The following is a 21,813-nucleotide window of genomic DNA, read 5'->3' on the forward strand; positions in this document are numbered from 1 at the left end:
ATACATCACAGACTGCAATCGGCTGGCTTCATGCAGCACGCCGCTGCTGAAGAAAGCCGGGCCAGCGGACTGAGCGCGGAGCAGGTTCAGGCGATGCGCCATTACGTCGATTTCGAATCGCATATCCGCTTTCATCCGATTCCGACGCGTTGCGACGACGCTGAGTGCAGGGAAGAACTACTCGGATCGAAAAAGGAGATCGAGGAGATGCTCGGTCGCACCCGCCATCATTTCGCTTACTATCTTCGATATCTGCGCCAGGGTGGTGGGTTCGCCGGACGCAAACCGCAGCTTTGAACCCGGATAGGCGGGAAGCATCGACCGCAATAGGTGCGCCCGCTACAGTCCGATGACCGTCGGGGGCGTGCAACCCAGCGCGCCATATACGAGCCGAGACCGCAATGCATACTCCGCGACCACAAAAGATGACTTTTTGGCTCTTCTTTCTAGCCATCGTCACGCAACGCCTGTCGCTCATCCCTGGCACGAACCCTGTTCCCGTTGCGTTGGCAATCTATGCTGGCGCCGCGCTGCTGGTCTGTGTGCGCAGAGAAGTGGTCGTCCGGCGGGGCCTCTTGCTGAGCGTCCTCTGCGTGGGGTGCATACTGATCGGCACGTCTATCTGCACGGGCAGGGAGTTTTCGGCGAATTCGCTGATTTACCTGCTTGTGCTCTACCTGCCTTTCTCCTTCGTCGCACCGGACGGGGCGCCCTTGCATTCCACCACAGCCGACGGCTACCGGTGGTTCTCCAACATGATGTGCGTCTTTGCAGCCGTCGCGCTGTATCAATACGGCAGTCAGGCGTTCCTGCATATCCCATATAGCGACCCTCTCGGCGGCTTGCCGAAAGAGTTCACGATGTCCAACTATGAAGTGAGCTATCCGATCCAGTACGGATCGGAGATCTACAAGTCGAACGCGTACGTGTTCCTCGAACCGTCGTTTCTCTCACAGTTCCTGGCACTCGCACTGCTGATCGAGGTCATGATGTTCCGGCGCGTCACGGCGATTGCTATGCAGATTGTCGCGCTCGCCACGACCTTTTCTGGAACGGGTCTGCTGTTCATCGCAATTACGCTCCCGTTCGCCATCATCGCGAACCTGCACAATCGGCGGGCCGCAATCCTGGCGGGACTTGCGGTGGTGGCTATCGTTGGCACCGTCGCGTCGAACCCGGCCGTGCTCAAGCGTTCGGGCGAAATCAACGATCAGGGCAGCAGCGCTTCTATTCGCTTCTCCACGCCTTATGAGCGCATGCGCGAACTGGCGTTTGAAGACGCATCCAGCATGCTCATAGGCTATGGTGCGGGTAATGCGGACCGCATCAGAGTAGACGACAGAGTCGCGAACTTCCCAGCGATCCCGAAGGCGATCATCGAGTACGGTCTGATCGGGGGCATTCCGCTGCTGCTGTTGATCATGGTTCGAATCTTCACGGGCATTGAAAGCCTGCCGATTGCGGTCGGGCTCTTCTGTATGCAGTTCTTCCTCTCGGGCGCCCTCCTGCAGCCGATCTCCGTCTTCACGCTTTTCTACTTCTTTGCCGTGCAATCGAGCGGCGGTCTGCCCCAAACGACGTCAGAGGCCGGACACGTCGACCTGGCGGGCGGCTAAGTGGTGCTTTCCGTGCGCTCCAGACCGGCGGTGATCGGACGTCCTCGGCTTAAACGCGCGCTCATCGCGTTAGCGATGCTCGGAGCTGCGTTGCCAGTCATCACGCATGCGGCGTCCGACTCGACGGCATCACCGGGAGTCGCGGCGATAGGCCTGCATTCTGAAGGCGACATGTACACGGCCCAATACGATTCGTTCGGCGCATGGCTTGGCGAGCCGGTGCAGTACCGCATCGTCTTCACCGCGCGTGAAAAGTGGCAAGATGTCGCCGAGCCGTATTACCTCGCAACAACGCAACGCTGGATCAATAGCGACCCGCGTCGTGTCGAGGTGATGTCCGTCCCGTTGCTTCTTGCTTCGGATCATGGCTTCGCGACGGTGACGAGTGGCAAAGTCGACTACGCATTCGCAAGTCTTGCGCGGAACATTAAGGCGATTGGCCGTCCTGAGCAGGTCATCATCCGGCTTGGATGGGAGCACAACGGTAACTGGTACCGATGGAGCGCGATCAAGGATCCCGAAGGGTACAGGGCTGCTTATCGCCACGTTGTACACGTGATGCGAAAGATCGCCCCTGGCTTGCGCTTCGACTGGACCACCGACTTCCAGAGCCACAGCAACTTCAACTGGCAGAGCGCCTACCCAGGGGATGACGTCGTAGACATCATGTCGATGGACGTCTACGACGAGTATCACGAGGGCTGGGGCGATATGCTGAACGCCCGGACCGGACTGAGATCGTTTCGGGCGTTTGCTCGGGCGCACGGCAAACCGGAGGCTTATCCGGAGTGGGGTTGCTCGACGAGGCCTGAGGGCTATGGCGACGACCCGGAATTCATCGAACACTTCCATGGCTGGATCGAAAGCGGTGCCCCGAACGTGCTGTATCAATCATACTGGAACACACACTTGGGCGGTCCCAACGCTGTGATTTACGGCGATCAATCGGGCCGCGTTCCACTAGCGGCCAACAAATATCGGGAGCTTTTTGGCGGTAAGCGATAGTTTTTAGCATACCGAATGGAGAATCGTTTGCAACCGATGGGCGAACTCGCCGCATCCCGACGATCAATATTCTCGGTGATACCAACAACTGCGTTTGCGGAGAAGGCGCCGATTTGATGGCCGGCGGGATCTGCGGTGTCAGCTTAAAGGCAAATCAGTCCGGGACCACAAGGCGCGCGGCAGGGTATTGTGTGTGCCTGGTTAGCACCGCGCTCGCTTTGCCTTGCTTGTCATCGTTCTTCTCCTTGCTTGAGTTTACCTGCTCAGCAAGGGGTTCGATTTTCGGGGGCAAGCTCAAAGATCGTGATGACTACGCGGCCCACACCCGTTCAGGAAAAGGCCTTCCGCCTGTTAAACATTTACCCCGCCTGTACCCAGTAACTGACTCCCCCCGGCACGCGTAACCGCGCCAAATCGAAGACTTGCGCGCGCCGCGTGCTCAAGTTGGGGCTAAACTCATGGTGCCGCGGGCGAGCTTCACCAATCCATCATGTGCGCAAGCGCACAGACACCCGAAATGGTCATATTGCGTAATACAGCCAAACTCCACACAAACTCCGCCTCTGAAAAACTTGCTATGACCAAGGTATTGGAAGAGCTTTCCGCGGCCACTATCGATATTGACCGCGACGATAGCGAGACGAATAAAGTGGACTTCAAAATGCATCCCGTCTATTTCGGCGGGCATTTTGGTTGGCTTTATGAGCCGCGGCCGCAATCTAACGAAAATGGCAAAGCAGGCATTGTGCTTTGCGGTCCCCTCGGACATGAGGCTTTATGGCTGCATCAGACCATGCGGTCGCTCACCGACCGCCTCGCGGGCCGGGGATTCGCTGCACTGAGATTCGACTATGCCGGCACCGGCGACTCAATCGATCTGGGTGAGCTTGTCGAACCAGGCAGATGGGTCGACGAGGCCGCCGAGGCCGTGGATTTTATGAGGCGCACGACTGGTGTCGAACGTGTCGCGCTGATCGGATTCCGCTTTGGCGCAATGGTTGCCGCGCAGGCTGCACGTGCGGCGCGGGTCGATACCGTGGCGCTTGTCGCGCCGGTCGTCGCTGGCCGGCAGTTCGTGCGGGAAATGAACGCGCTACAGCGGACGTGGCTGGACCAGGCCAGCCACCACATTCGCAATGATGCAGCGCCAACCGGCGCGTTCGACGTGCTCGGGCATCGCTTCAGCCGCGCCGCCATCGACGCAATAACGCAATGTGATCTGCGCCTGATGACGTCGCCACCGGCAAGCAAGCTGTTGATCGTTCACCCCAGCAATCAGGGACCCAGCCACGAGCTCGCGGACTCGTATAGTGCGCTGGGCGCACAGGTCGATTCGCTGCCGTTTCCCGAATACCCGGAGGCGATGCAGCCGTCGTGGGTGGCAACGTTGCCTCAGGCGACACTAGGTTCCGTCGAAGGATGGTTCGCGCGCGAGTTTGCACCGTCATCCGCACCGCTTCGGTCCGCAGTATCCGACGCGGCGGCCCCCGTTGCGCCCCGACGGTCAGGCGGTTGGAGCGGCGCTGTCGAGACGCCGGTGGATCTGGCTAATGGACGTTTGTTCGGCATCCTATGCGAACCGGAAGACTGTCCGGAGCGTGCGCCGCTCGTAGTCATCGCCAACACGGCGGCGACACACCATGTCGGCGACGGTCGATTCAATGTGGAGCTCGCCCGCTCGCTGGCACGAGCGGGCATCGCGTCCTTGCGAGTCGACGCGCACGGCATTGGCGATAGCCGCGGTGCCTGGATGGTCGAAGACCCTTCCTTGCTCAGTTACGAGCAACTTGCTGCCGATACGTCGCTGGCGGTCGATTGGGCCCTCGCCAGAGGGCATCCGCGGGTTGCCGTGTTTGGCATCTGCTCGGGTGCGTATCTCGCGCTTCACGCAGCCACGAAAAATCCTTCCGTAACGGCGCTACTGCTGGTCAATCTTCAGAAATTCGACTTTCCGGCGGACTTCAGGATGTGCGATGCGACCAAGGTCGATGCGCGCTCGACGCGCGCCATTTTTCGGGCGATGTTTCTCACAAAGAAATGGTCCCAAGTTCTGCGTGGCGAGGTGGGCCTGCGGCCTGTATTGCGGACGCTGTCTCGCTATGCCGTTGACGCCGTCGTGAGTAACGCCGCCGCGTGGGCCGGCGATTCGAACCGCAGTGCGATGAATAAAGGCACTCGCGCCCGTCAGCGGATGAAAGATCTCGATGCGCGGGGAGTGCATGTCCGGCTATTATTCAGCCCGTTGGATCGCGGGCTGGATGAGCTGCGGATGCACTTCGGCCGGGGTGGTCGGCGGCTCAACAAGCTGTTGCACGCGAGCGCGATGGTCATCCCGAACATGGACCACGAAGTGTTGAATCCTGCGGCGCGGCAGCGGATTGCGGCATTGTGCGAGACGTTTTTCAATCAGGCATTCGCTCGCGAATAAGGCTGGCGGGACGTCTCAAGGGAAGGGCGGCCTCGTCTGCGGTGCGAACGCGAGCCATCCGGGACCGTCATGCAGTTGCCTGGCACGACGATCGGTTGAGCGTTGCACGCCGACGCGCGAACAGCCGTCGGCGTGCAAACAAGTGCAGAACAGATACACACGAGCGAGGACCTGAAAAAATGCACATTCATCCCGTAGTTCTTTGCGGCGGCAGCGGCACGCGACTGTGGCCGATGTCGCGCGGCGGCTACCCGAAGCAGTACCTGGCACTAACCGGCGAACATACGCTGGTCCAGCAAACCGCGTTGCGCCTGCGTGGCATCGATGGTGTGACCGCGCCGATCGTCGTCACGAACAACGAGCAGCGTTTTCTCGTTGCCGAGCAACTGCGCCAGGTCGACGTCGGGTCGGCAAGCATCGTGCTGGAACCGGCAAGCCGCAACACGGCGCCGGCCATCGCGGTGGCCGCGCTGCTCGCATTGCGCGACACGCCCGACGCGTTGCTGCTCGTGCTGCCGTCCGATCATGTGATCGCGGGCGAGGCCGCCTTCGTCAAGGCAGTCGAAGCGGCGGCGCAGATCGCGAAGGATGGGCGTCTGGTCACATTCGGCATCACACCGACCGAGCCGCATACCGGCTACGGTTACATTTGCGCGGGCGCGCCGCTGATCGACGGCACGCAGAGCTTCGCCGTCGATTCGTTCGTCGAAAAGCCGGATGCCGCGACCGCTCAGCGCTTCATCGACGAAGGCCGCTACTACTGGAATAGCGGCATGTTCATGCTGAAGGCGTCGACGTATATGGACGAGCTGCGCCGCTACGAACCGGAGATCGCGCGTCAGGCCGAGCTGTCGCTGCAAAGCGCGCAACGGAATTTCGATTTTGTGTGGCTCGATGCCGACGCGTTCGCCGCCTGCCCGAACATTTCCGTCGACCACGCGGTGATGGAGAAGACCCAGAGCGCGGCCGTGGTCGCGGTGGCCGATCTCGGCTGGAACGATATCGGTTCGTGGACTGCGCTCGCTGACATCGCGGAGCGCGATGCGCAGAACAACGCGCTGATCGGTGACGTGCTGACCGACGCGGTCAGCGACTCGTACATTCGCGCCGAGCATCGGCTCGTGGCGGCGATCGGGCTCGAGAACGTCGTGATCGTCGAGACCGCGGACGCGGTGCTGGTCGCGCATCGGGATCAGGCGCAGGACGTGAAGAAGATCGTCGCGCAGCTCAATGCGATGGGACGTCACGAGTCGGTCACGCATCGTCGCGTGGTGCGGCCGTGGGGTTCGTATGAAGGCATCGATAGCGGCGAGCGCTTCCAGGTCAAACGCATCGTCGTCAATCCGGGCGCGCAGCTGAGCCTGCAGATGCATCATCATCGCGCGGAGCACTGGATCGTCGTGAAGGGCACCGCGCTCGTGACGAACGGCGACAAGGAAATCATGCTGACCGAGAACGAGTCGACCTATATTCCGCTCGGCATCACGCACCGGCTGCTGAACCCCGGCAAGATTCCGCTCGAGTTGATCGAGGTGCAGTCGGGCGCGTATCTCGGCGAGGACGACATCGTGCGGTTCGAGGATACGTATGGGCGTGTGGCGAAGGTTTAAGGGGTCGGGCGTTTAGCGGCTATTTCGAAAATCGAATGGGTAATGCGGCTTACCGAGCATGTGGGTTAAAGGCGGAAAAGTCGAGGCTAAGGGTCGGGTAGAGATGGCCACCGTTGCCCGGCGAGCATCCGACCGAGAGCGTTAAGTTTTATTCGATGCCTGCCATCGGCCGCAGGAATGTGCATGCCTTTGCGCGTGTCGGCAGGCGTCGAATAGGCCCGATGGAAGAAACCGCGGAGTGCCCCAACGCGGTTGGAGGCTTTGGCTGCCCACGTTCCTCAAGACTGAGCGCCACCTTGAACGGAAAAGTCCCGATCTTACGCTCGACGTCCTCGACAGATTCCACCAACTCCCGCAGCCCCGTCAACAGCCCTTCCACTGCGCTTGCCTGCACTTGCCAAAAGCCCGCCATCTTACCCGCGCAACGTTCGCATCGCTCAACTTAATGGTATTGCGCCCGCCGCTGCATCACCCGCCGTCGCGGAAGACTACCGCGACCGCTACCAGCGGCTCACCGGCAGGTCACCGCGCGATTGCCACGTGTGAGGGAAGGCCACTTGCTCCGTATTGAAGGCGGTGTGCCTGGCATCCTGCCGCTGCCCTCCCACATAGCATCTAATCCCGGCGATGGACACTGAGCTGCATCAGCAGAGGCCCGCAGCACGTTGGTCGTTCCATGCGGCCAACGCGAACCGACTCGTGCTTTGCCGTCGTCGCACCATCATCATGTCGCGAAACTCCGCATTCCTTGCCCCTCGATGTGTGCATTCCCGCTGCGTTCGCAGAACGGGCCCGGACAAATTGCGGGGTTCCGGATTGTGTCAACCGTGCATCGGGCATCACAAATCACCGCGAAGTCCAGCGTCTTCCTCGGGCGCTCGTTCAGCCTTCGTGCCACGGCGTTAAGCCTGGCCTTTGAGTAGACCGACAGGTCGATGCCTTTCGGGAAGTACTGTCTCAACAGGCCGTTGGTATTTTCGTTCGAGCCGCGTTGCCACGGGTGTTTCGGATCGCAGAAATACACGGCAATGTCGGTGGCGATGGTGAACCGTTTATGGTCGGCCATCTCTGTTCCCCGATCCCAGGTCAGTGATTTATAGAGTTCCTGCGGCAGCTTGCCAGCGTGTTTGATGAGTGCGTTGACAACCGACTCGCTGTCCTGCTCGCGATCTTCACCAGCATGACATAGCGTGTCTGGCGCTCGACCAATGTTGCGATCTGGCTGCCGGCACTGCCACACAGGAGATCTCCCTCCCAGTGTCCCGGCACCGCACGGTCTTCCACTGTGGCGGGACGCTCACTGATAGATACCGCGTCGCGGATCCGGCCATGATCGTCCGTTTTCTGCGTGTGATGGCGCGACCGACGCATGGCACGGGTGCGCCGTAAATTCTCCAGCAACTCTTTCTTCAGGGCGCCCCGTGCCTGAATGAATAGACTGCGGTAGATTGGTCCCATGCGACACGTGATAGTCCTCGTTGCCCGGCCAGGCGCGTTTGAGCCATCCAGCGATCTGCTGAGGCGACCACTGCAACTGGAGCTTGTTGGCCACGATATGAGCCAGCATCCGATGCTCGATCAGTTTGCAGACCTTGGGGCGCAGCGACCGATCCCATGCAAGCTGGTCGACCTGGCTGGCCCGATAGCCGGCCTGCCCACTATTACGCTTGATCTCGCGACAGATCGTGGACGGTGATCGCGACAGTCGCCGGGCGATTGACTGAATCGAATCGCCCGCGACGAGGCCTCGGGAAATCTCCTCGCGCTCGGCAAGCGTCAGCGCCAACTTCGATCGCCGGCGTGGTGCAGGCTGGATTCCTCCAGTTTGCGCCAGAATTCTCTGTACCGACGAATGATTGCGGTTAAATAGCTGGGCGATGTGCTACAGCGACTCGCCTTTACGCCAGCGTTCCCACATCAACGCCTTCTGGCTTTCGCTGTAATAGATCCGGCGCCTCTGTTTCATTTGCAACACTCCCGCCGCTCATGCGACGTTCATTGTGTTGCATCGACCGGTTGAATCCGCCTGTTCCAGTACACGGACTACATCGCGCCGGGCGATCCGCGCATGGTCAGCGTGAACGCGAAGATCGATTTCTGATTACGAGCAACGGGCTCACTGCGCGCCGCCGGCGCGCATGGCCCGGTATTCCCGCTGCACGATGTCCATCAGTTCCGCCACCGAAGTCAGCGCGCTCTGTTGCTCGTAGGTCACGCGGCCTCGCTGCATCAACATGATGCGATCCGCGATATCGAGCGTCTGCGCATAGTTGTGCATGATCATGATGATCGACAGGCCGCCTTTTTCCTTCAAGCGCATCAGCAGGTCGATGATAAGCCCCGCCTCGCGCGCGCCCATCGCGGCGAGCGGCTCGTCGAGTAACAGGATCTTCGCGTTCGAATGCACCGCGCGCGCCACGGCGATCGCCTGGCGCTGGCCGCCCGACAGACGTTCCACGGGCAAATCCACCGAAGGCACGTGCACGCCGATATCGTCGAGACATTGCGCCGCGCGCTCGCGCATCTGCTTGTGATCGAGCAGCCTGAACGGTCCGCGCCGCACGATTTCGCGATTCAGGAACATGTTGTGGTAGATGCTCAGCGAATTCGCGAGCGCGAGATCCTGATACACGCATTCGATGCCGAGAGAGCGCGCATGATCGACCGAGCGCAACAGCGTCTCCTCGCCGTCGATGTGGAGCATGCCGCTCGTTTGCTGATGAAAGCCCGTGAGGATCTTCACGAGCGTGGACTTGCCCGCGCCGTTGTCGCCGAGGATGCCGAGGATCTCGCCCTTGCCGAGCGTGAGCGAGACGCCGTCGAGCGCCGTCACCGCGCCGAAGCGTTTGACGAGGTTGTCGCCTTGCAACGCGAGCGGCGTGTTCGCGCCGCCGGGCGCAGCGGAGGTGGCGTTCGCGCCCGCCGAGGAGGTTTGCGATTGGTCCATCAGCGTCCACCCTTGCGGCGAATGCGCCCAACGTGGATGTTGAAGATCATCGCCGCCAGAATCGCGGCGCCAAGAATGATGTTGAACGTAAACGCGTTGATGCCGATCAGCGTAAAGCCGTCGTTGAGAATGCCGAGCACCGCCGCGCCGATGAGACCGCCCACGATGGTGCCCGAGCCGCCCGTCAGCGGGGTGCCGCCGATCACGGCGGCGGCCACCGCAAGGAACATGATCTGGTTGCCGCCCGCCTGCGGGTCGATCGAGGTAATGCGAAAGGCTTCGAGCATGCCGGTGAAGCCCGCCAGCACCGCGGCGAGGACGAAGTTGCCGAGGCGCAGCCGCTTCACATGAATGCCGGCCTCGCTCGCGCCGAGCGGATTCGCACCCGCGGCCTGCGTGTGCAGGCCCCAGCGTGTATGCCGCAACAGCACGTGCATCGCGAACGCGATCACGAGAGTCCAGATGATCTCGCTGTAGCCCCACGCGCCCATGACCGCGGCGAACGCGGGCGAGCCGGGCGTGGGGGCGGGCGTGCCGCGCGAGATCGTGAGCGTGATGCCGTTGATCAGAAAGAGCGTACCGAGCGTCGTGACGAACGAGGGCAGCCGCAGCCACACCGTCACCGCTCCGTTCACGAAGCCGACCGCGCCCGCCACCACGAGCCCCGCGATCACGGCGAGCCACATCGGCGCGCCCGCGTCATTCGCGAACACCATCATGAATGGCGCGAACGCGAACACCATGCCCGCCGACAGATCGATGTCGCCGCCGATCATCAACATGATTTCGCCGAACGCGATGATCGCCACCGGCGCGATGAACTGCGACAGGTTGACGAGGCTCGCGTTGGTGAGCAGGAAATCGTGGTTCGCGAATTCGAAGTAGGCGGCCAGCAGCACGGCCACGAGCAGGATGCGCAGCTCGGCCGCCCATTGAGACGCGAATGAAACGCCCGCGCGCCGGGGCGCGCGGACTGCTTCGGTGTTGCTGGTTTCGTTCACTGTATTCATCAGGACTTGATTGCGCCGGACCGCGGGACGATTTGCTGCTTATCGGTCTTGCCTTCGAAGCGGGTCGAGGTATTGAGGTACGGCTCGACGTTCTCCTTGGTCACGAACTTCAGGCCGGTGTTGATTTCGGCCGGTCCGACGAGGCCGCCCGAGCTGAGGAACACGAACGCCTGCATCACCGTATAGAAACCTTGAACGTACGGCTGCTGGTCGATGGTGAAGTCGAGGTAGCCTTCGTGGATCAGCTGGATCGTGGTCGGCAGCAGGTCGAAGCCGCCGCCGTGCACGCCCTTCGCGGGCAGGTTCGATTCCTTCATCACCTGCGCGACGCCCTGCGTGCTGCCCGCATCCACGGCGAACATGCCCTTCAGGTCCTGGTGTCCCAGATAGAACGCCTTGATCTTCGACAGTTCCTCGTTGACGGTCGCGCCCGTGGCCACGGTCTGGATGTCGATCTTCTTGCCGGACTTCTTGATCGCGTCGCTCGCCCCGTCCATGCGCGGCTGGATGTTGAGCTGCCCCGGCGTCGCAATGAACAGCGCGACCATGCCGCTGTCGATCAGGCTCACGATGCGCTCGCCCATCTGGTAGCCGGACAGATACAAGTCCTGGCCGATATACGCGAGGCGCGGATTCTTCTTGCCGCGCGGCGCGTCGGCGTTATAGGCGAACACCGGAATGCCGGCGTCGAGCGCGGCCTGGATTGGCTTGTCGAAAGCGCTCGGATCGACGATCGGCACCGCGATGGCGTCGGCCTTCGCGGCGATCGCCGAATTCACGGCGCGGACCATTTCGCCGGCGTCGGAGGTGGCCGAGCCGGTCCACTGATAATCCATGTTGAGCAGCGAGCAGGCATCCTGAATGCCGTATTGCGTCGGCACGAAGAACGGGTTGGTGGTGACGTGATTGACGAACACGATCTTCCACTTCTTGTGCGACGGAAACGCCGACTCCGCTGCTTGCGCGCTGCCGATCAGCCCGCCCGCGCCGCCTAGCGCACCCATCAGCGAAAGCGCCGCGCCGAGTCCGGCGCCCTGCATCAGCCCGCGCCGAGTCGGACTGAAAGAGTTGTTGCCTTGTTGCTGGTTGTCATCCCGTTGCTGTGCCATCTCATCCTCCGATTCTTCTCTTCGTTGGTCGATGCGCTCGACGTTGCGTCGATCGTGTGCAGATGCTGGAAGGCACCGGGAGTGCGCTGGGCAGCGCGAGACTTTGGCGTGGCGACGTGCAACCCCGATTCGAGGCGCTCGATACGCGCCGTGCGGTACCGCAAAAATGTTAGTGCAGTGCGGTTGCACCGCCTAATCCATGTATACCCGCACCATTCCGAAGAGTGGGACGGCGGGGTTACGAAGTTGTGGATAGTGGCGCCCGACGGGGTGCAATGGATGGTCTGCGCCGCTGTCGGCGGACTGGCGAAAGCGCGGCGCGGCACCGGGCGGCGCACCGCAGCACACAGGACGCGCCCGCGGCCGCCGCTTCGTGGTACGCGGCGCTCAAAGCGTTTCGCCCGCCAACACCGTCGCCACATGCGCACGCAACGTCGGCAACACTTCGCCTTCGAACCACGGATTGCGCTTGAACCACGCGACATTGCGCGGCGACGGATGCGGCAGCGGCATCACATGGGGTCCAAACTCGGCCCATCTGACGAGCGTATCGGTCGAAGTCGGGCCAAACGCGTCGCCGAGGCCAAAGCGCTGCGCGTATTGTCCGATCAGCAGCGTCAATTTCACCGAGCGCATCCGCGCGAGCAATTGGCCATGCCAGCGGCTCGCGCACTCGGGACGAGGCGGCAGGTCGCCGCTCGCGCCGCGGCCCGGAAAACAGAAGCCCATCGGCACGATGGCGAACCTGGACGTGTCGTAGAACGTCGTGTCGTCGACGCCGAGCCACGTGCGCAGGCGTGCGCCGCTCGCGTCGCTCCAAGGCACCCCGGACGCATGCACGCGCGCGCCCGGCGCTTGCCCGATGACCAGAATACGCGCGCTCGCGGACGCCGCAAGCACGGGTCGGGGCGCGTGCGGCAGCATGGGCGCGCACAGCGTGCAGGCGCGGATATCGCGAAGCAGCGTGTCGAGCGACGTGTCGTGTTTCGACGTGCGTTTGGTGGTAACGGCCATAAAGCGGTGCGGGGTGACTGGCGTGCAGTCGTGTCGTGAGTCGGCTCAGTTCTGCGCCTCAGCCGGATAGATCAGCGTGCCGTCGGCCTGGGGCTCGGCGCCAGGCGTCATCGTGGCGGCGTTCGTGTGATGCGCGTCCATGATGTGCAGCACGGTTTCATCGTGCATCAGCAGATAGTCCGTAATGATACGCCGGTGGCAACGCCACCAGACCGCTTCCGAGCACATGATCGCGCAGCGCTGCCGATGACCGAGCGTCAGCAGTTGCGCCAGTCCCTCGCGGAACGCGTCGCTCATTGCATAGTCGGCATAGTTGCGAAAGGCCGGATGCGTCCAGTACGCATTCGGCGAAGGCGCGTCGTCCTTGCGCCTGCTGCGGCGCCCGCCGAGTGCGGCGAGATGCACGTAGTCGATATGCTCCGCTGCGAGCGAGGCGGGCAGCGTGTCGCGATTGAACTGCGGGTTGGTCCGCGAGCGCGGGATGCTGCGCACGTCGACCAGCAACGCGATCTGCTCGCCTTTCAGTAAGTCGACGAATTCCTGCAACGGACGCGTCGAATGGCCGATCGTGTAAAAAGGGCGTTTTGTTTTCATGCGTGCCTCGCCGACGTCGATCGCGGCGACGATTCCTACACGGTTACAACCTTTGGCGCAGTAAGGTCAACTGCGTCCCGATTCAGGCGCCGCACGTGCCATGCCTGACGAGCCGGGTGGCCATCATCCCGGTATCCGGTGCAATCTTGCTCCCGCGAGTCGGAGTTGCAACAATGCACCCGCGATGGCCGCCGCGCGGCACGCCGTCGCCCGCGTCTTTTCTTTCGACCCGCTTGCATCATGACCGACGGCCTGCCCAATCCCCAACGCGCGTTTGCGTACCTCGCGATCGCCATCGCGATGACGATGTCGGTGCTCGACACCTCGATCGTCAACGTCGCGCTGCCCACCATCAGCAACGACCTGGCCGTATCGCCGGCGAATGCGATCTGGGTCGTCAACGCGTATCAGCTGGCGATCACGGTGTCCTTGCTGCCGCTCGCGGTGCTCGGCGACGGCCTCGGCTACAAGCGTGTCTACTGCTACGGACTCGTGCTCTTCACGCTGGCGTCGTTCGCCTGCGCGAATGCGCACACGCTGCTGGTGCTGGCGGTCGCGCGCGTGTTTCAGGGCTTCGGCGCGGGCGGCATCATGAGCGTGAGTATCGCGCTGGTGCGCTTCGTTTTTCCGAAGGCACGGCTTGGTGTCGGTGTCGGTTTATCGTCGCTGGTGGTGGCCGTTTCGTCGGCGGCGGGGCCGAGCATCGCGTCGGCGATTCTGTCGGTCGCGCACTGGCAGTGGCTTTTCCTCGTCAACGTGCCGCTCGGCGTGCTGGCGCTGTCGATCGGCGCGCGCACTTTGCCGGTGACACCGGAATCGGGCGCTCGCCTGAGCGGCCTGAGCGTCCTGCTCAACGCGCTCACCTTCGGCCTGCTGATCTCGGGTCTCGCCGCTTTCAAGCAGCCGGGGGCGACGCAGCGCGGCGCCGCGATGGTCGCGCTCGCACTGGTGGCCGGTGTGCTGTTCGTGCGGCGCGAAAGCCGGCTCGCGAAGCCGATGCTGCCCATCGACCTGCTGCGCATGCCGGTGTTTTCATTGTCGATGGCGACGTCGATCTGCTCGTTCGCGGCACAGACGATGGCGTACATCGTGCTGCCGTTCTATTTCGAGCAGACGCTGAAGCTATCGGAAACCCAAACCGGCTTTCTGATGACACCGTGGCCGCTCGTGACCGCGTTGATCGCGCCGGTTGCGGGCCGGCTGTCCGACCGGTGGGCTCCGGGACGCATCAGCAGCGTCGGGCTCGTCGTGTTCGGCTGCGGACTCGCGATGCTCTGCCAGCTCGGCGACACGGCGACGCGTTTCGACATCGTGTGGCGGCTCGCGGTCTGCGGCCTCGGCTTCGGCATCTTTCAGTCGCCGAACAATCGCGTAATCATCGGCAGTGCGCCGCGGCATCGCAGCGGCGGCGCCTCCGGCCTGCAGGCGATGGGACGTCTGCTCGGCCAGTCGAGCGGCGCGGTGGCGGTGTCGATCGTGTTCGGGCTCGTGCACGGCCGGCACCTGACGCTGATTGCGGGCATTGGTGCGGCGCTCGCGTTGATCGCGGCCTGCGTGAGTTCGGTGCGGCGCATGACGGAGTACAGCGACGCCCCGCAGGAATCACAGGCTACACCAACGCGGCCGGTCTCCGAGCGTTGACGGGGGGGCGGCGTCGTTGCACCGCGGGTGCGTTTACGCGAGATTCGAAGGCGCCGCCTTCAGCACGTCGACGTGCTTCGGAATCAGGCCGAGATCGAGGAACGTATCGGCGATCTGTTGCTGCTCGCCGAGAATCGCGCGGGTAATCGGCTGCGTGCCGAACTGCTGACGCTGCACCGCAGCGTCCACGACCTGCTTCGGCAGACCCCACAACTGCGCGAGTTCGCTCGCGAGCTGATCCTTGTTCTGCTTGCCCCACTCATCGACCTTGTCGAGCTCTTCGATCACGATGCGGATCACGTCGGGATTGTTCGCCGCATAACTCTGCGAAGAGAAGTAGAACGCGCGATTGCCGACTACGCCGCTCGCATCGGCGATCACGCGAGCGCCGAGCGAATGCTCCGCCGCGGCGAAGAACGGATCCCAGATGACCCACGCGTCGATCGACGCGCGCTCGAACGCCGCGCGCGCATCGGCGGGCGCGAGGAACACGAGCTTTACGTCGCCGTATTGCAGGCCATGCTGACGCAGCAGCTTGACGAGAAAGTAGTGGACATTGCTGCCTTTGTTGAGCGCGATCCGTTTGCCCTTCAGGTCCGCGACCGAGCGGATCGTCGATTGCGGCGGCACCAGTACCCCTTCCGACTGCGGTCGCTTGTCGGTCGCCGCGACATAGGCCAACGGTGCGCCGGCGGCCTGCGCGAAGATCGGCGGTGCCTCGCCGACGTCGCCGAAATCGATCGAGCCGACGTTCAGTGCTTCCAGTTGCACGGGGCCCGCCGCGAACTCGGTCCATGTGACGGATACGTTCAGCGGCGCGAGCCGTTTCTCGAGCGTACCCCGGCCCTTCAGCAGATTCAGATAACCCTTCTGGTTGCCGACGCGCAGCGTGCGCGCATTGCCTTGCGCGAACGAAAGCGGTGCTGCCGCGGCCGCCGCGGCGCCGAGCGAAAGTTTCAGGAAGGTGCGGCGGTCGTGAAGCGTTCTGGTAATTGACATGACGGGCAATACGATCGAGAGGGCAATGAAGAAGGCAGGATGCGCGGAGGCCGAAGCGCCGCCGCTCGAGTCGCGAGTGATTCGTGCGTGATTCGCGTGTCGGATCAGTGCTGGGGCGCGCCATCCCATGCGGGCAGCGTGGCGCCGTGATAGACGGTCAGGATCGCCGAGGCGACGTTGGCCTGCTGGTAGCTGTCGACGATCGTCTTCACCCACGCAGCGTTCGCGTCTTTCGCGTTGACCGCGATGAAGTTGCGATAAGGATTGCCCGGTACCTTCTCCTGCGCGATGCGTTCCTGCGGAATCTTGATGCCCGCCTTGATCGCCCAGTCGGTATTGACGACGGCGGCGTCGAGGTCGCCGATCGCACGGCCGACGATGCCCGCGTCGAGCTCCTTGATCTGGATGTGCTTCGGATTGTCGGAGATGTCGCGCGCGGTCGGCAGCAGGCCGACGTCGGGGCGCAGCTTGATCAGCCCGTTCGCCTGCAGCAGAAGCAGCGCGCGGCCTTCGTTGCTCGGATCGTTCGGCACGCCGATCGTCGCATTCTGCGGCAGCGCCGCGATCGATTTCACCTTGCGCGAGTAGAGACCGATCGGCTGCACGTAGGTGTAGCCGACGGGCACGATCTGATAGTGGCGCGCGGCGATCTGCGCATCGAGATACGGCTTGTGCTGGAACGAGTTCGCATCGAGGTCGTGTTCGGCGAGCGCTTCATTCGGCTGCGTATAGTCGGAGAAGGTCGTGATCTTGACGGTGATGCCCTGCCTGGCCGCATTGGCGGCGACCGCACGCCACACGTCTTCGTCCTCGCCGGACATGATGCCGACTCGCACGGTTTGTCCTGCCGCAAGCGCCGGTTGCGCGCTGACGATGCCGCATGTAACGAGAACCGAGAGGAGTGCGGCCCTGAGTGCTTTGGTCGTGGTCATGTCTGGAATGCGATCGAAGTGAAGGTCCGGAGATCGTAGAGAGGCGCTCGTTACCGCACAAATAATATCGAGCGCTATCGTTATCGCGGTTGAGCGTAAGCGGACAACCCGTTTCGTCGGCACCGCCAGACCGACATTGCATCGGCGGCGCAAAGCATTGCACAAATGCTTGTTTGCACAAGCACGCGCTGCTGACTAGATTTCGATGCATGCCATCAGCAGGAGGGCGCACGATGTCATTGAATCTCGCATCGTTCTATCGCCGGGCCGTGTCCGCTGCCTTCGAAGCCGTGCGGCAGCGGGTCCATCGCGACCAGCCGCGCGACGATCCCGAGCGACTCGAGCGCATTGCGACTTACGCGCGCGCGGGATACTTCAATATGGGCTATACGCTCGAATCGTTTAGCGTGATCGCGGAAATCGCACCGGATTGACGGTGTCATCGGTGAGTTGTGCGCGTGCTTGTGCGCGCTCGGCATATCGCTGGCCGTCATAACCTTAGTCGCAATTGGCTTTGATCGGCGCGCGCACACTACCTATACTCGTGCGCTTGTCGATCAACCTAGGCCGCCTCGCCGGCACGAGCATGTCGCGACCTCCACGTATCACTAGCGACGCGCATGATGCGTCGAAACCAACGTCGCCGCGTCGGCGGCTGTTGGGCGGTCTCGCGCTGTCCGCGTTGGCCGCGCCGAACCTGAAGGCGGCGACGCTGCTGAAGCCGCTGGGCGTCGATCCGTGGACACAAACTCCCGGCGCGCCGATTCTCGAGCATCCGTACGGGCTGCCGTCGCCGCGCGAGTCGAACGTGATTCGTCGTGCCGCGCGGGCGTGGCCGATGCCGGGCGCCGCATCGTCGCTGACGCCGCTCGCGGATCTGCATGGCTCGATCACGCCGAATGGGCTCGTCTATGAGCGGCATCATGCCGGGGTGCCCGATATCGATCCAGACACGCACCGGCTCGTGATTCATGGTCTCGTGCGCGAGCCGAAGCTCTTCACGATGGACGATCTGCTGCGCCTGCCTTCGGAGTCGCGCATTCATTTTCTCGAGTGTTCGGGCAACACGGCGAGCGAATGGAAAGGACCGAGCGGGCTGCCTGTGCAGATCACGCATGGCTTACTGTCGTGCTGCGAGTGGACCGGCGTCAGGCTCTCGACGCTGCTCGAAGCCGTCGGCGGACGCACGGCGGCGAGCGACGGCGGGACGCCGCAATGGCTGCTCGCCGAAGGCGGGGACGCAGCGGCGATGACGCGCAGCCTGCCGCTCGATCGCATTCTCGACCGCGCGCTCGTCGTCTATGCGCAAAACGGCGAGCGCCTGCGGCCGGAGAACGGCTATCCGCTGCGTCTGTTCGTGCCGGGCTTCGAGGGCAATACGAACGTGAAATGGCTGCGGCGGCTGAAAGTCGTCGATGCGCCGCTGCAGACGCGCGAAGAAACGTCGAAATACACGGGCGGGCATCCTGCCCGACGGCCGCGCGCGTCAATTCGTGTTCGAGATGGACGCGAAGTCGGTGATCACGCGGCCGTCCGCGGGACAGCGGCTCACGGTGCAGGGCTTCTATCCGATCGTCGGACTCGCGTGGTCAGGGCGCGGAGCGATCCGCAAGGTCGAGGTATCGACCGACGGTGGCGCGACATGGCAGGCCGCAGTGCTCGACGAGCCCGCGCGCGATCGCGCATTGACCCGCTTCCAGGCCGGCTTCGTGTGGAACGGTGCGCCGACCGCCATCCTGTCGCGCGCGACGGATTCTACCGGCTACGTTCAACCGACGCGCGAGGCGCTCGTCGCAGCGCGTGGTCTGAACTCGAACTATCACTACAACGGCATTCAGCAGTGGCGCATCGAAGCCGATGGGAGCGTTAAAAATGCGTGAGCCTGTGCGGTTCGGTGCTTCGAAATCGAAAACGATGCGCGCTCTGCTGGCATGGGTCACGGCTAGCAGTCTGCTCGCTGGCTGCTCCTCTTCATTCGATGCAACGCGCGGCGCGCAGTCCGCCGCTGCTGCGCAGGCGCGCTGGCGCGCTTCCGTCGACGCGATCGGCAAGCCTGTCAGCGAATCCGATTTGAGCGCATGGAATATCGATGTCGCGCCGGACGGCCACGGCCTGCCGAACGGCAGCGGCGACGTCGCCACGGGTGGCCGCATTTTCGCGGCGAAATGCGCGGCCTGTCATGGCGCGAAAGGCGAGGGGCTGATCGGCGATCAGCTGATCGGTGGAGCGGGCACGCTCGCGACCGCGAATCCGAAGCGCACCGTTGGCAGCTACTGGCCGTATGCGACGACGCTATTCGACTATATAAACCGGGCGATGCCGTATAACGCGCCGCAGTCGCTGAGCGCGGACGAGGTGTATGCGCTCAGCGCGTGGATCTTGAACCGCAACGGCATCGTGCCGGACGATGCGCGTCTCGACGCGCATTCGCTCGCCGCTATCCGCATGCCGAACCGGGATGGCTTCGTGCCCGACCCTCGACCGGGCAAGCTTTGACAGGCGTTCGGCCGGCGGGCTTATTGGAGCAGTAAAGGAATTAATCCTGCGGCGGCAACAGTGCCGCAAGCAGCCGGCGCAACTGCGCCAATTCGCTTGCCGTCAGCCGTTCAGTGAGAATGCGCTCGACCTGCTCGACGCGCGGACGCAAGGCCGCAAGCTGCTTCTTACCGGCAGCGGTGAGATACAGCACATAACTGCGCTTGTCGACAGGATCGTCGGCGCGCTCGATCTGGCCATTGCGCACCATGCGTGCAACGAGATCGGCGATCGTCGAACGATCCACATCGAGCTTGTCTCCGAGTTGCCGCTGACTGACGCCTGGTGTCTCGTGCAAGACCTCGAGCGCCGCGTACTGCACGCTCGTGATCTCGGCGGAAACCTCGCTCAGCCAGACCGCTGCGTGGCGCTGTTGGGCACGGCGCACCAGACTGCCAGTAAATTTGGGGAGCGCGCCGGCGTCTTCAGGTTTGATCGGCAATTTCGGAGTGTAGGATTTAGTTATGGCTTAACGCACGCGAAAGATGGGCCGGAAGAAGGCATTCAACTCCGCGTACGCATTCAATGGGAGAACATGGGCCACGTATTGGTCGGGACGTACCACCACGAGTGCACCTTGTTCGCGATCGATGCCGCGCTCGTCGAAGATATCAGTCGTCGCGTCGCTCGTAAATGCCTTTTCGTAGTCGATCAGACCGTGGCGACCCTTGCGCGGCAGCAGCAGAGCAGGGATGTCCTGGAGACGGACTTCGCGATGCGGCTGTTGCAAGACCGCGCGCAGATCGAGAACGCTGTCCACGTCGGCGTCCTGCGGCGTGAAGAGCCGCAAAACGGATTCCGGCGATTTGTCGAGATACTCGCACAACGCATTCAGCGCACGACCCGACGCGTCCGCAAAAGCGTACAGACGCCAACGGCCGTCGGCTTGCGCCGCATGCCCGAGATGGAACGGTTTTGCATCAGCGAGGCGAACCACAGGCGACGAGTGAAAACGCGTGCCGATCGTAAAGCCTTTGGCGAGCGCCTGATGCGTCGCTTCACCGGTCAGGGTGGCCGGCCGGTAACGCGTCGCGACGCCTGCCGTGTAGCGGCCAGCGCGAACGAAGTACGCCTGAAGCTCCGCAGGATCGACACCGCCTGCTTCGGGCCGGTTGGGGTCCTTCGGCGGAGCGGCCATCATTGCCGACCATTCCTTGTCGAAATCGATCAGCTCCTGCGCGATGGGTTGGCGCTCGTCTGAATACGTGCGCAGCAGATCGGCGTCGCTGCGGCCTTCCAGCACCGCGCCGAGCTTCCAGCCGAGATTGAAGCCGTCCTGCATCGACACGTTCATGCCTTGGCCCGCTTTGGCGCTATGCGTATGGCAGGCGTCGCCCGCGATGAACACGCGCGGTTCGCGCGAAGTGCCGTCGGCGGCGATCGCGTCGTCGAAGCGGTCGGTGAGACGCTGACCGACCTCATAGACCGAGAACCACGCGACTTCCTTGACGTCGAGCGTATAGGGATGGAGGATGCTTTGCGCCGTCTCGATGATGCGATCGACCGTGATCTGCTTGAGGTTGTCGCGATTCTCCGGGGTGACGTCGCCGAGGTCGACATAGAAGCGGACCAGATATCCGCCTTCACGCGGAATGATCAGCAGGTTGCCCTTGCTCGCGGATTGAATCGCCGCTTTCAGCCGGATGTCCGGGAAGTCGGTAACGGCCAGCGCGTCCATCACGCCCCACGCATGGTTGGCCGCGTCACCGCGCAGCGTTTGTCCGATGGCGGTGCGTACCCGGCTACGCGCGCCGTCGCAACCGACGACATAGCGCGCGCGCACGGTCACGGTCTCGTCGAGCCGTGCGGGATCGGTGCGCCGCAGCGTGACCAGCACCGGGTATTCATTCGTATCGTCGCGCTGAACGTCGACCAGTTCGAGGCCGTAGTCGGGTTCGATCCGGCGCGCGGAGCGACGCATCACGTCGAGCAGATACTCCTGGATACGCGCCTGATTGACGATGACGTGCGGAAATTCCGAAAGACCCGTTTCGGTATCCTGAACCCGGCCGGTACGACTGATCGCGCCGCGGTCATTTGCATCGGGTCGCCAGAATACCGTTTCATTGACCCAATAGGCTTCTTGCAGCAGGCGATCCGCGAGGCCGAACGCATTGAACATCTCGACGGTACGGCACGCTACGCCATCGGCCTGTCCCATCTGCAACGGTCCGTCGCGACGCTCGACGATGCGCGTGTTGATCGACGGGAATTGCGACAGTTGCGCCGCCAGCACGACTCCGGCAGGGCCGCTGCCGACGATCAGCACGTCGACCTTCTCCGGCATCTGCGCAGCATGTGCGTTGCCGATGGCTGGCTCGATTGTCGGATCGCCGACCCGGAAACCGTTGAGATGAAATTGCATAACGTCCT

General features: G+C 62.9%; 17 protein-coding genes and 3 pseudogenes. 9 read left to right on the forward strand and 11 right to left on the reverse strand.

Annotation, left to right across the window (positions count from 1 at the left end):
- The first annotated feature begins 30 nt into the window (after positions 1-30).
- The 5 genes from AB4Y34_RS02910 to AB4Y34_RS02930 all read left to right on the forward strand — a co-directional run bounded on the left by AB4Y34_RS02910 (position 31) and on the right by AB4Y34_RS02930 (position 6,659).
- Positions 31-297: a hypothetical protein gene (locus tag AB4Y34_RS02910; RefSeq protein ID WP_368715200.1), complete on the forward strand. Its 267-nt coding sequence runs from the start codon at positions 31-33 to the stop codon at positions 295-297.
- Between the two features lie 128 nt (positions 298-425).
- Positions 426-1,616, forward strand: a complete 1,191-nt coding sequence (locus tag AB4Y34_RS02915) for a hypothetical protein (RefSeq protein WP_368715201.1) — start codon at positions 426-428, stop codon at positions 1,614-1,616.
- Complete coding sequence (locus AB4Y34_RS02920; protein WP_176383871.1) at positions 1,617-2,621, forward strand: glycosyl hydrolase; 1,005 nt, start codon at positions 1,617-1,619, stop codon at positions 2,619-2,621.
- A gap of 577 nt (positions 2,622-3,198) precedes the next feature.
- Positions 3,199-5,049 carry an alpha/beta fold hydrolase gene (locus tag AB4Y34_RS02925; RefSeq protein WP_368715202.1) on the forward strand — a complete coding sequence of 617 codons (1,851 nt, stop codon included), beginning with the start codon at positions 3,199-3,201 and terminating at the stop codon, positions 5,047-5,049.
- A gap of 179 nt (positions 5,050-5,228) precedes the next feature.
- A complete protein-coding gene (locus AB4Y34_RS02930) occupies positions 5,229-6,659 on the forward strand; it encodes a mannose-1-phosphate guanylyltransferase/mannose-6-phosphate isomerase (protein ID WP_176383875.1) in 1,431 nt (476 codons plus the stop codon).
- A gap of 724 nt (positions 6,660-7,383) precedes the next feature.
- On the opposite strand, the pseudogene AB4Y34_RS02935 reads toward AB4Y34_RS02930, so the two are convergent.
- The 7 genes and pseudogenes from AB4Y34_RS02935 to AB4Y34_RS02965 all read right to left on the reverse strand — a co-directional run bounded on the left by AB4Y34_RS02935 (position 7,384) and on the right by AB4Y34_RS02965 (position 13,333).
- Positions 7,384-8,117 (reverse strand): annotated as a pseudogene (locus tag AB4Y34_RS02935) (IS30 family transposase).
- Positions 8,118-8,331: 214 nt separating this feature from the next.
- Positions 8,332-8,445, reverse strand: a pseudogene (locus AB4Y34_RS02940) (helix-turn-helix domain-containing protein); the annotation flags it as partial.
- Positions 8,446-8,775: 330 nt separating this feature from the next.
- Positions 8,776-9,606: an ATP-binding cassette domain-containing protein gene (locus AB4Y34_RS02945; RefSeq protein WP_368715203.1), complete on the reverse strand. Its 831-nt coding sequence runs from the start codon at positions 9,604-9,606 to the stop codon at positions 8,776-8,778.
- Positions 9,606-10,616 carry an ABC transporter permease gene (locus tag AB4Y34_RS02950; protein WP_368715204.1) on the reverse strand — a complete coding sequence of 337 codons (1,011 nt, stop codon included), beginning with the start codon at positions 10,614-10,616 and terminating at the stop codon, positions 9,606-9,608. Before AB4Y34_RS02950 ends, AB4Y34_RS02945 begins: the two co-directional genes overlap by 1 nt.
- Positions 10,616-11,725, reverse strand: coding sequence for a sugar ABC transporter substrate-binding protein (locus AB4Y34_RS02955; RefSeq protein WP_368715205.1), 1,110 nt, complete (start codon positions 11,723-11,725; stop codon positions 10,616-10,618). The genes AB4Y34_RS02950 and AB4Y34_RS02955 overlap by 1 nt, the downstream gene beginning before the upstream one ends.
- 387 nt (positions 11,726-12,112) lie before the next feature.
- On the reverse strand, positions 12,113-12,739 hold the full coding sequence (locus tag AB4Y34_RS02960; RefSeq protein WP_368715206.1) for a uracil-DNA glycosylase family protein: 627 nt from the start codon (positions 12,737-12,739) through the stop codon (positions 12,113-12,115).
- 45 nt (positions 12,740-12,784) lie between these two features.
- Positions 12,785-13,333 carry a DUF488 family protein gene (locus tag AB4Y34_RS02965; protein ID WP_368715207.1) on the reverse strand — a complete coding sequence of 183 codons (549 nt, stop codon included), beginning with the start codon at positions 13,331-13,333 and terminating at the stop codon, positions 12,785-12,787.
- A gap of 240 nt (positions 13,334-13,573) precedes the next feature.
- On the opposite strand from AB4Y34_RS02965, the gene AB4Y34_RS02970 reads away from it, so the two are divergent.
- Positions 13,574-14,974, forward strand: coding sequence for an MFS transporter (locus AB4Y34_RS02970; protein ID WP_176383883.1), 1,401 nt, complete (start codon positions 13,574-13,576; stop codon positions 14,972-14,974).
- A gap of 33 nt (positions 14,975-15,007) precedes the next feature.
- Here the strand turns inward: AB4Y34_RS02970 and AB4Y34_RS02975 are convergent, their stop codons facing one another.
- Together AB4Y34_RS02975 and AB4Y34_RS02980 are read right to left on the reverse strand one after the other, a co-directional pair.
- Positions 15,008-15,973, reverse strand: a complete 966-nt coding sequence (locus tag AB4Y34_RS02975) for a sulfonate ABC transporter substrate-binding protein (protein ID WP_368715208.1) — start codon at positions 15,971-15,973, stop codon at positions 15,008-15,010.
- Between the two features lie 104 nt (positions 15,974-16,077).
- Positions 16,078-16,905 carry a MetQ/NlpA family ABC transporter substrate-binding protein gene (locus AB4Y34_RS02980; RefSeq protein WP_368715209.1) on the reverse strand — a complete coding sequence of 276 codons (828 nt, stop codon included), beginning with the start codon at positions 16,903-16,905 and terminating at the stop codon, positions 16,078-16,080.
- A gap of 233 nt (positions 16,906-17,138) precedes the next feature.
- On the opposite strand from AB4Y34_RS02980, the gene AB4Y34_RS02985 reads away from it, so the two are divergent.
- The 3 genes and pseudogenes from AB4Y34_RS02985 (at position 17,139) to AB4Y34_RS02995 (ending at position 19,401) form a co-directional block, all read left to right on the forward strand.
- Positions 17,139-17,339, forward strand: a complete 201-nt coding sequence (locus AB4Y34_RS02985; protein ID WP_176111807.1) for a hypothetical protein — start codon at positions 17,139-17,141, stop codon at positions 17,337-17,339.
- 152 nt (positions 17,340-17,491) lie between these two features.
- Positions 17,492-18,785: pseudogene (soxC, locus tag AB4Y34_RS02990) on the forward strand (sulfite dehydrogenase).
- Positions 18,778-19,401, forward strand: coding sequence for a c-type cytochrome (locus AB4Y34_RS02995; RefSeq protein WP_176383891.1), 624 nt, complete (start codon positions 18,778-18,780; stop codon positions 19,399-19,401). The pseudogene soxC and the gene AB4Y34_RS02995 overlap by 8 nt, the downstream one beginning before the upstream one ends.
- Positions 19,402-19,441: 40 nt before the next feature.
- Here AB4Y34_RS02995 and AB4Y34_RS03000 read toward each other — a convergent pair whose 3' ends face one another.
- Together AB4Y34_RS03000 and AB4Y34_RS03005 are read right to left on the reverse strand one after the other, a co-directional pair.
- A complete protein-coding gene (locus tag AB4Y34_RS03000; RefSeq protein ID WP_176123576.1) occupies positions 19,442-19,882 on the reverse strand; it encodes a MarR family winged helix-turn-helix transcriptional regulator in 441 nt (146 codons plus the stop codon).
- A gap of 27 nt (positions 19,883-19,909) precedes the next feature.
- The gene (locus AB4Y34_RS03005) at positions 19,910-21,805 is read right to left on the reverse strand and encodes an FAD-binding monooxygenase (protein ID WP_176383893.1); all 1,896 of its coding nucleotides are present in this window, start codon (positions 21,803-21,805) and stop codon (positions 19,910-19,912) included.
- Positions 21,806-21,813 lie beyond the last annotated feature (8 nt).

It is taken from the genome of Paraburkholderia sp. BR10954, from assembly GCF_040965775.1.
GTDB classification, from domain to species: domain Bacteria; phylum Pseudomonadota; class Gammaproteobacteria; order Burkholderiales; family Burkholderiaceae; genus Paraburkholderia; species Paraburkholderia youngii.

Bases quoted from the DNA above. Each gene is read 5' to 3' on its own strand.
- AB4Y34_RS02910 (WP_368715200.1), top strand. From the start codon at position 31: ATGCAGCACGCCGCTGCTGAAGAAAGCCGGGCCAGCGGACTGAGCGCG.
- AB4Y34_RS02915 (WP_368715201.1), top strand. From the start codon at position 426: ATGACTTTTTGGCTCTTCTTTCTAGCCATCGTCACGCAACGCCTGTCG.
- AB4Y34_RS02925 (WP_368715202.1), top strand. From the start codon at position 3,199: ATGACCAAGGTATTGGAAGAGCTTTCCGCGGCCACTATCGATATTGAC.
- AB4Y34_RS02930 (WP_176383875.1), top strand. From the start codon at position 5,229: ATGCACATTCATCCCGTAGTTCTTTGCGGCGGCAGCGGCACGCGACTG.
- AB4Y34_RS02945 (WP_368715203.1), bottom strand. From the start codon at position 9,606: ATGGACCAATCGCAAACCTCCTCGGCGGGCGCGAACGCCACCTCCGCT.
- AB4Y34_RS02950 (WP_368715204.1), bottom strand. From the start codon at position 10,616: ATGAATACAGTGAACGAAACCAGCAACACCGAAGCAGTCCGCGCGCCC.
- AB4Y34_RS02955 (WP_368715205.1), bottom strand. From the start codon at position 11,725: ATGGCACAGCAACGGGATGACAACCAGCAACAAGGCAACAACTCTTTC.
- AB4Y34_RS02960 (WP_368715206.1), bottom strand. From the start codon at position 12,739: ATGGCCGTTACCACCAAACGCACGTCGAAACACGACACGTCGCTCGAC.
- AB4Y34_RS02965 (WP_368715207.1), bottom strand. From the start codon at position 13,333: ATGAAAACAAAACGCCCTTTTTACACGATCGGCCATTCGACGCGTCCG.
- AB4Y34_RS02970 (WP_176383883.1), top strand. From the start codon at position 13,574: ATGACCGACGGCCTGCCCAATCCCCAACGCGCGTTTGCGTACCTCGCG.
- AB4Y34_RS02975 (WP_368715208.1), bottom strand. From the start codon at position 15,973: ATGTCAATTACCAGAACGCTTCACGACCGCCGCACCTTCCTGAAACTT.
- AB4Y34_RS02980 (WP_368715209.1), bottom strand. From the start codon at position 16,905: ATGACCACGACCAAAGCACTCAGGGCCGCACTCCTCTCGGTTCTCGTT.
- AB4Y34_RS02985 (WP_176111807.1), top strand. From the start codon at position 17,139: ATGTCATTGAATCTCGCATCGTTCTATCGCCGGGCCGTGTCCGCTGCC.
- AB4Y34_RS02995 (WP_176383891.1), top strand. From the start codon at position 18,778: ATGCGTGAGCCTGTGCGGTTCGGTGCTTCGAAATCGAAAACGATGCGC.
- AB4Y34_RS03005 (WP_176383893.1), bottom strand. From the start codon at position 21,805: ATGCAATTTCATCTCAACGGTTTCCGGGTCGGCGATCCGACAATCGAG.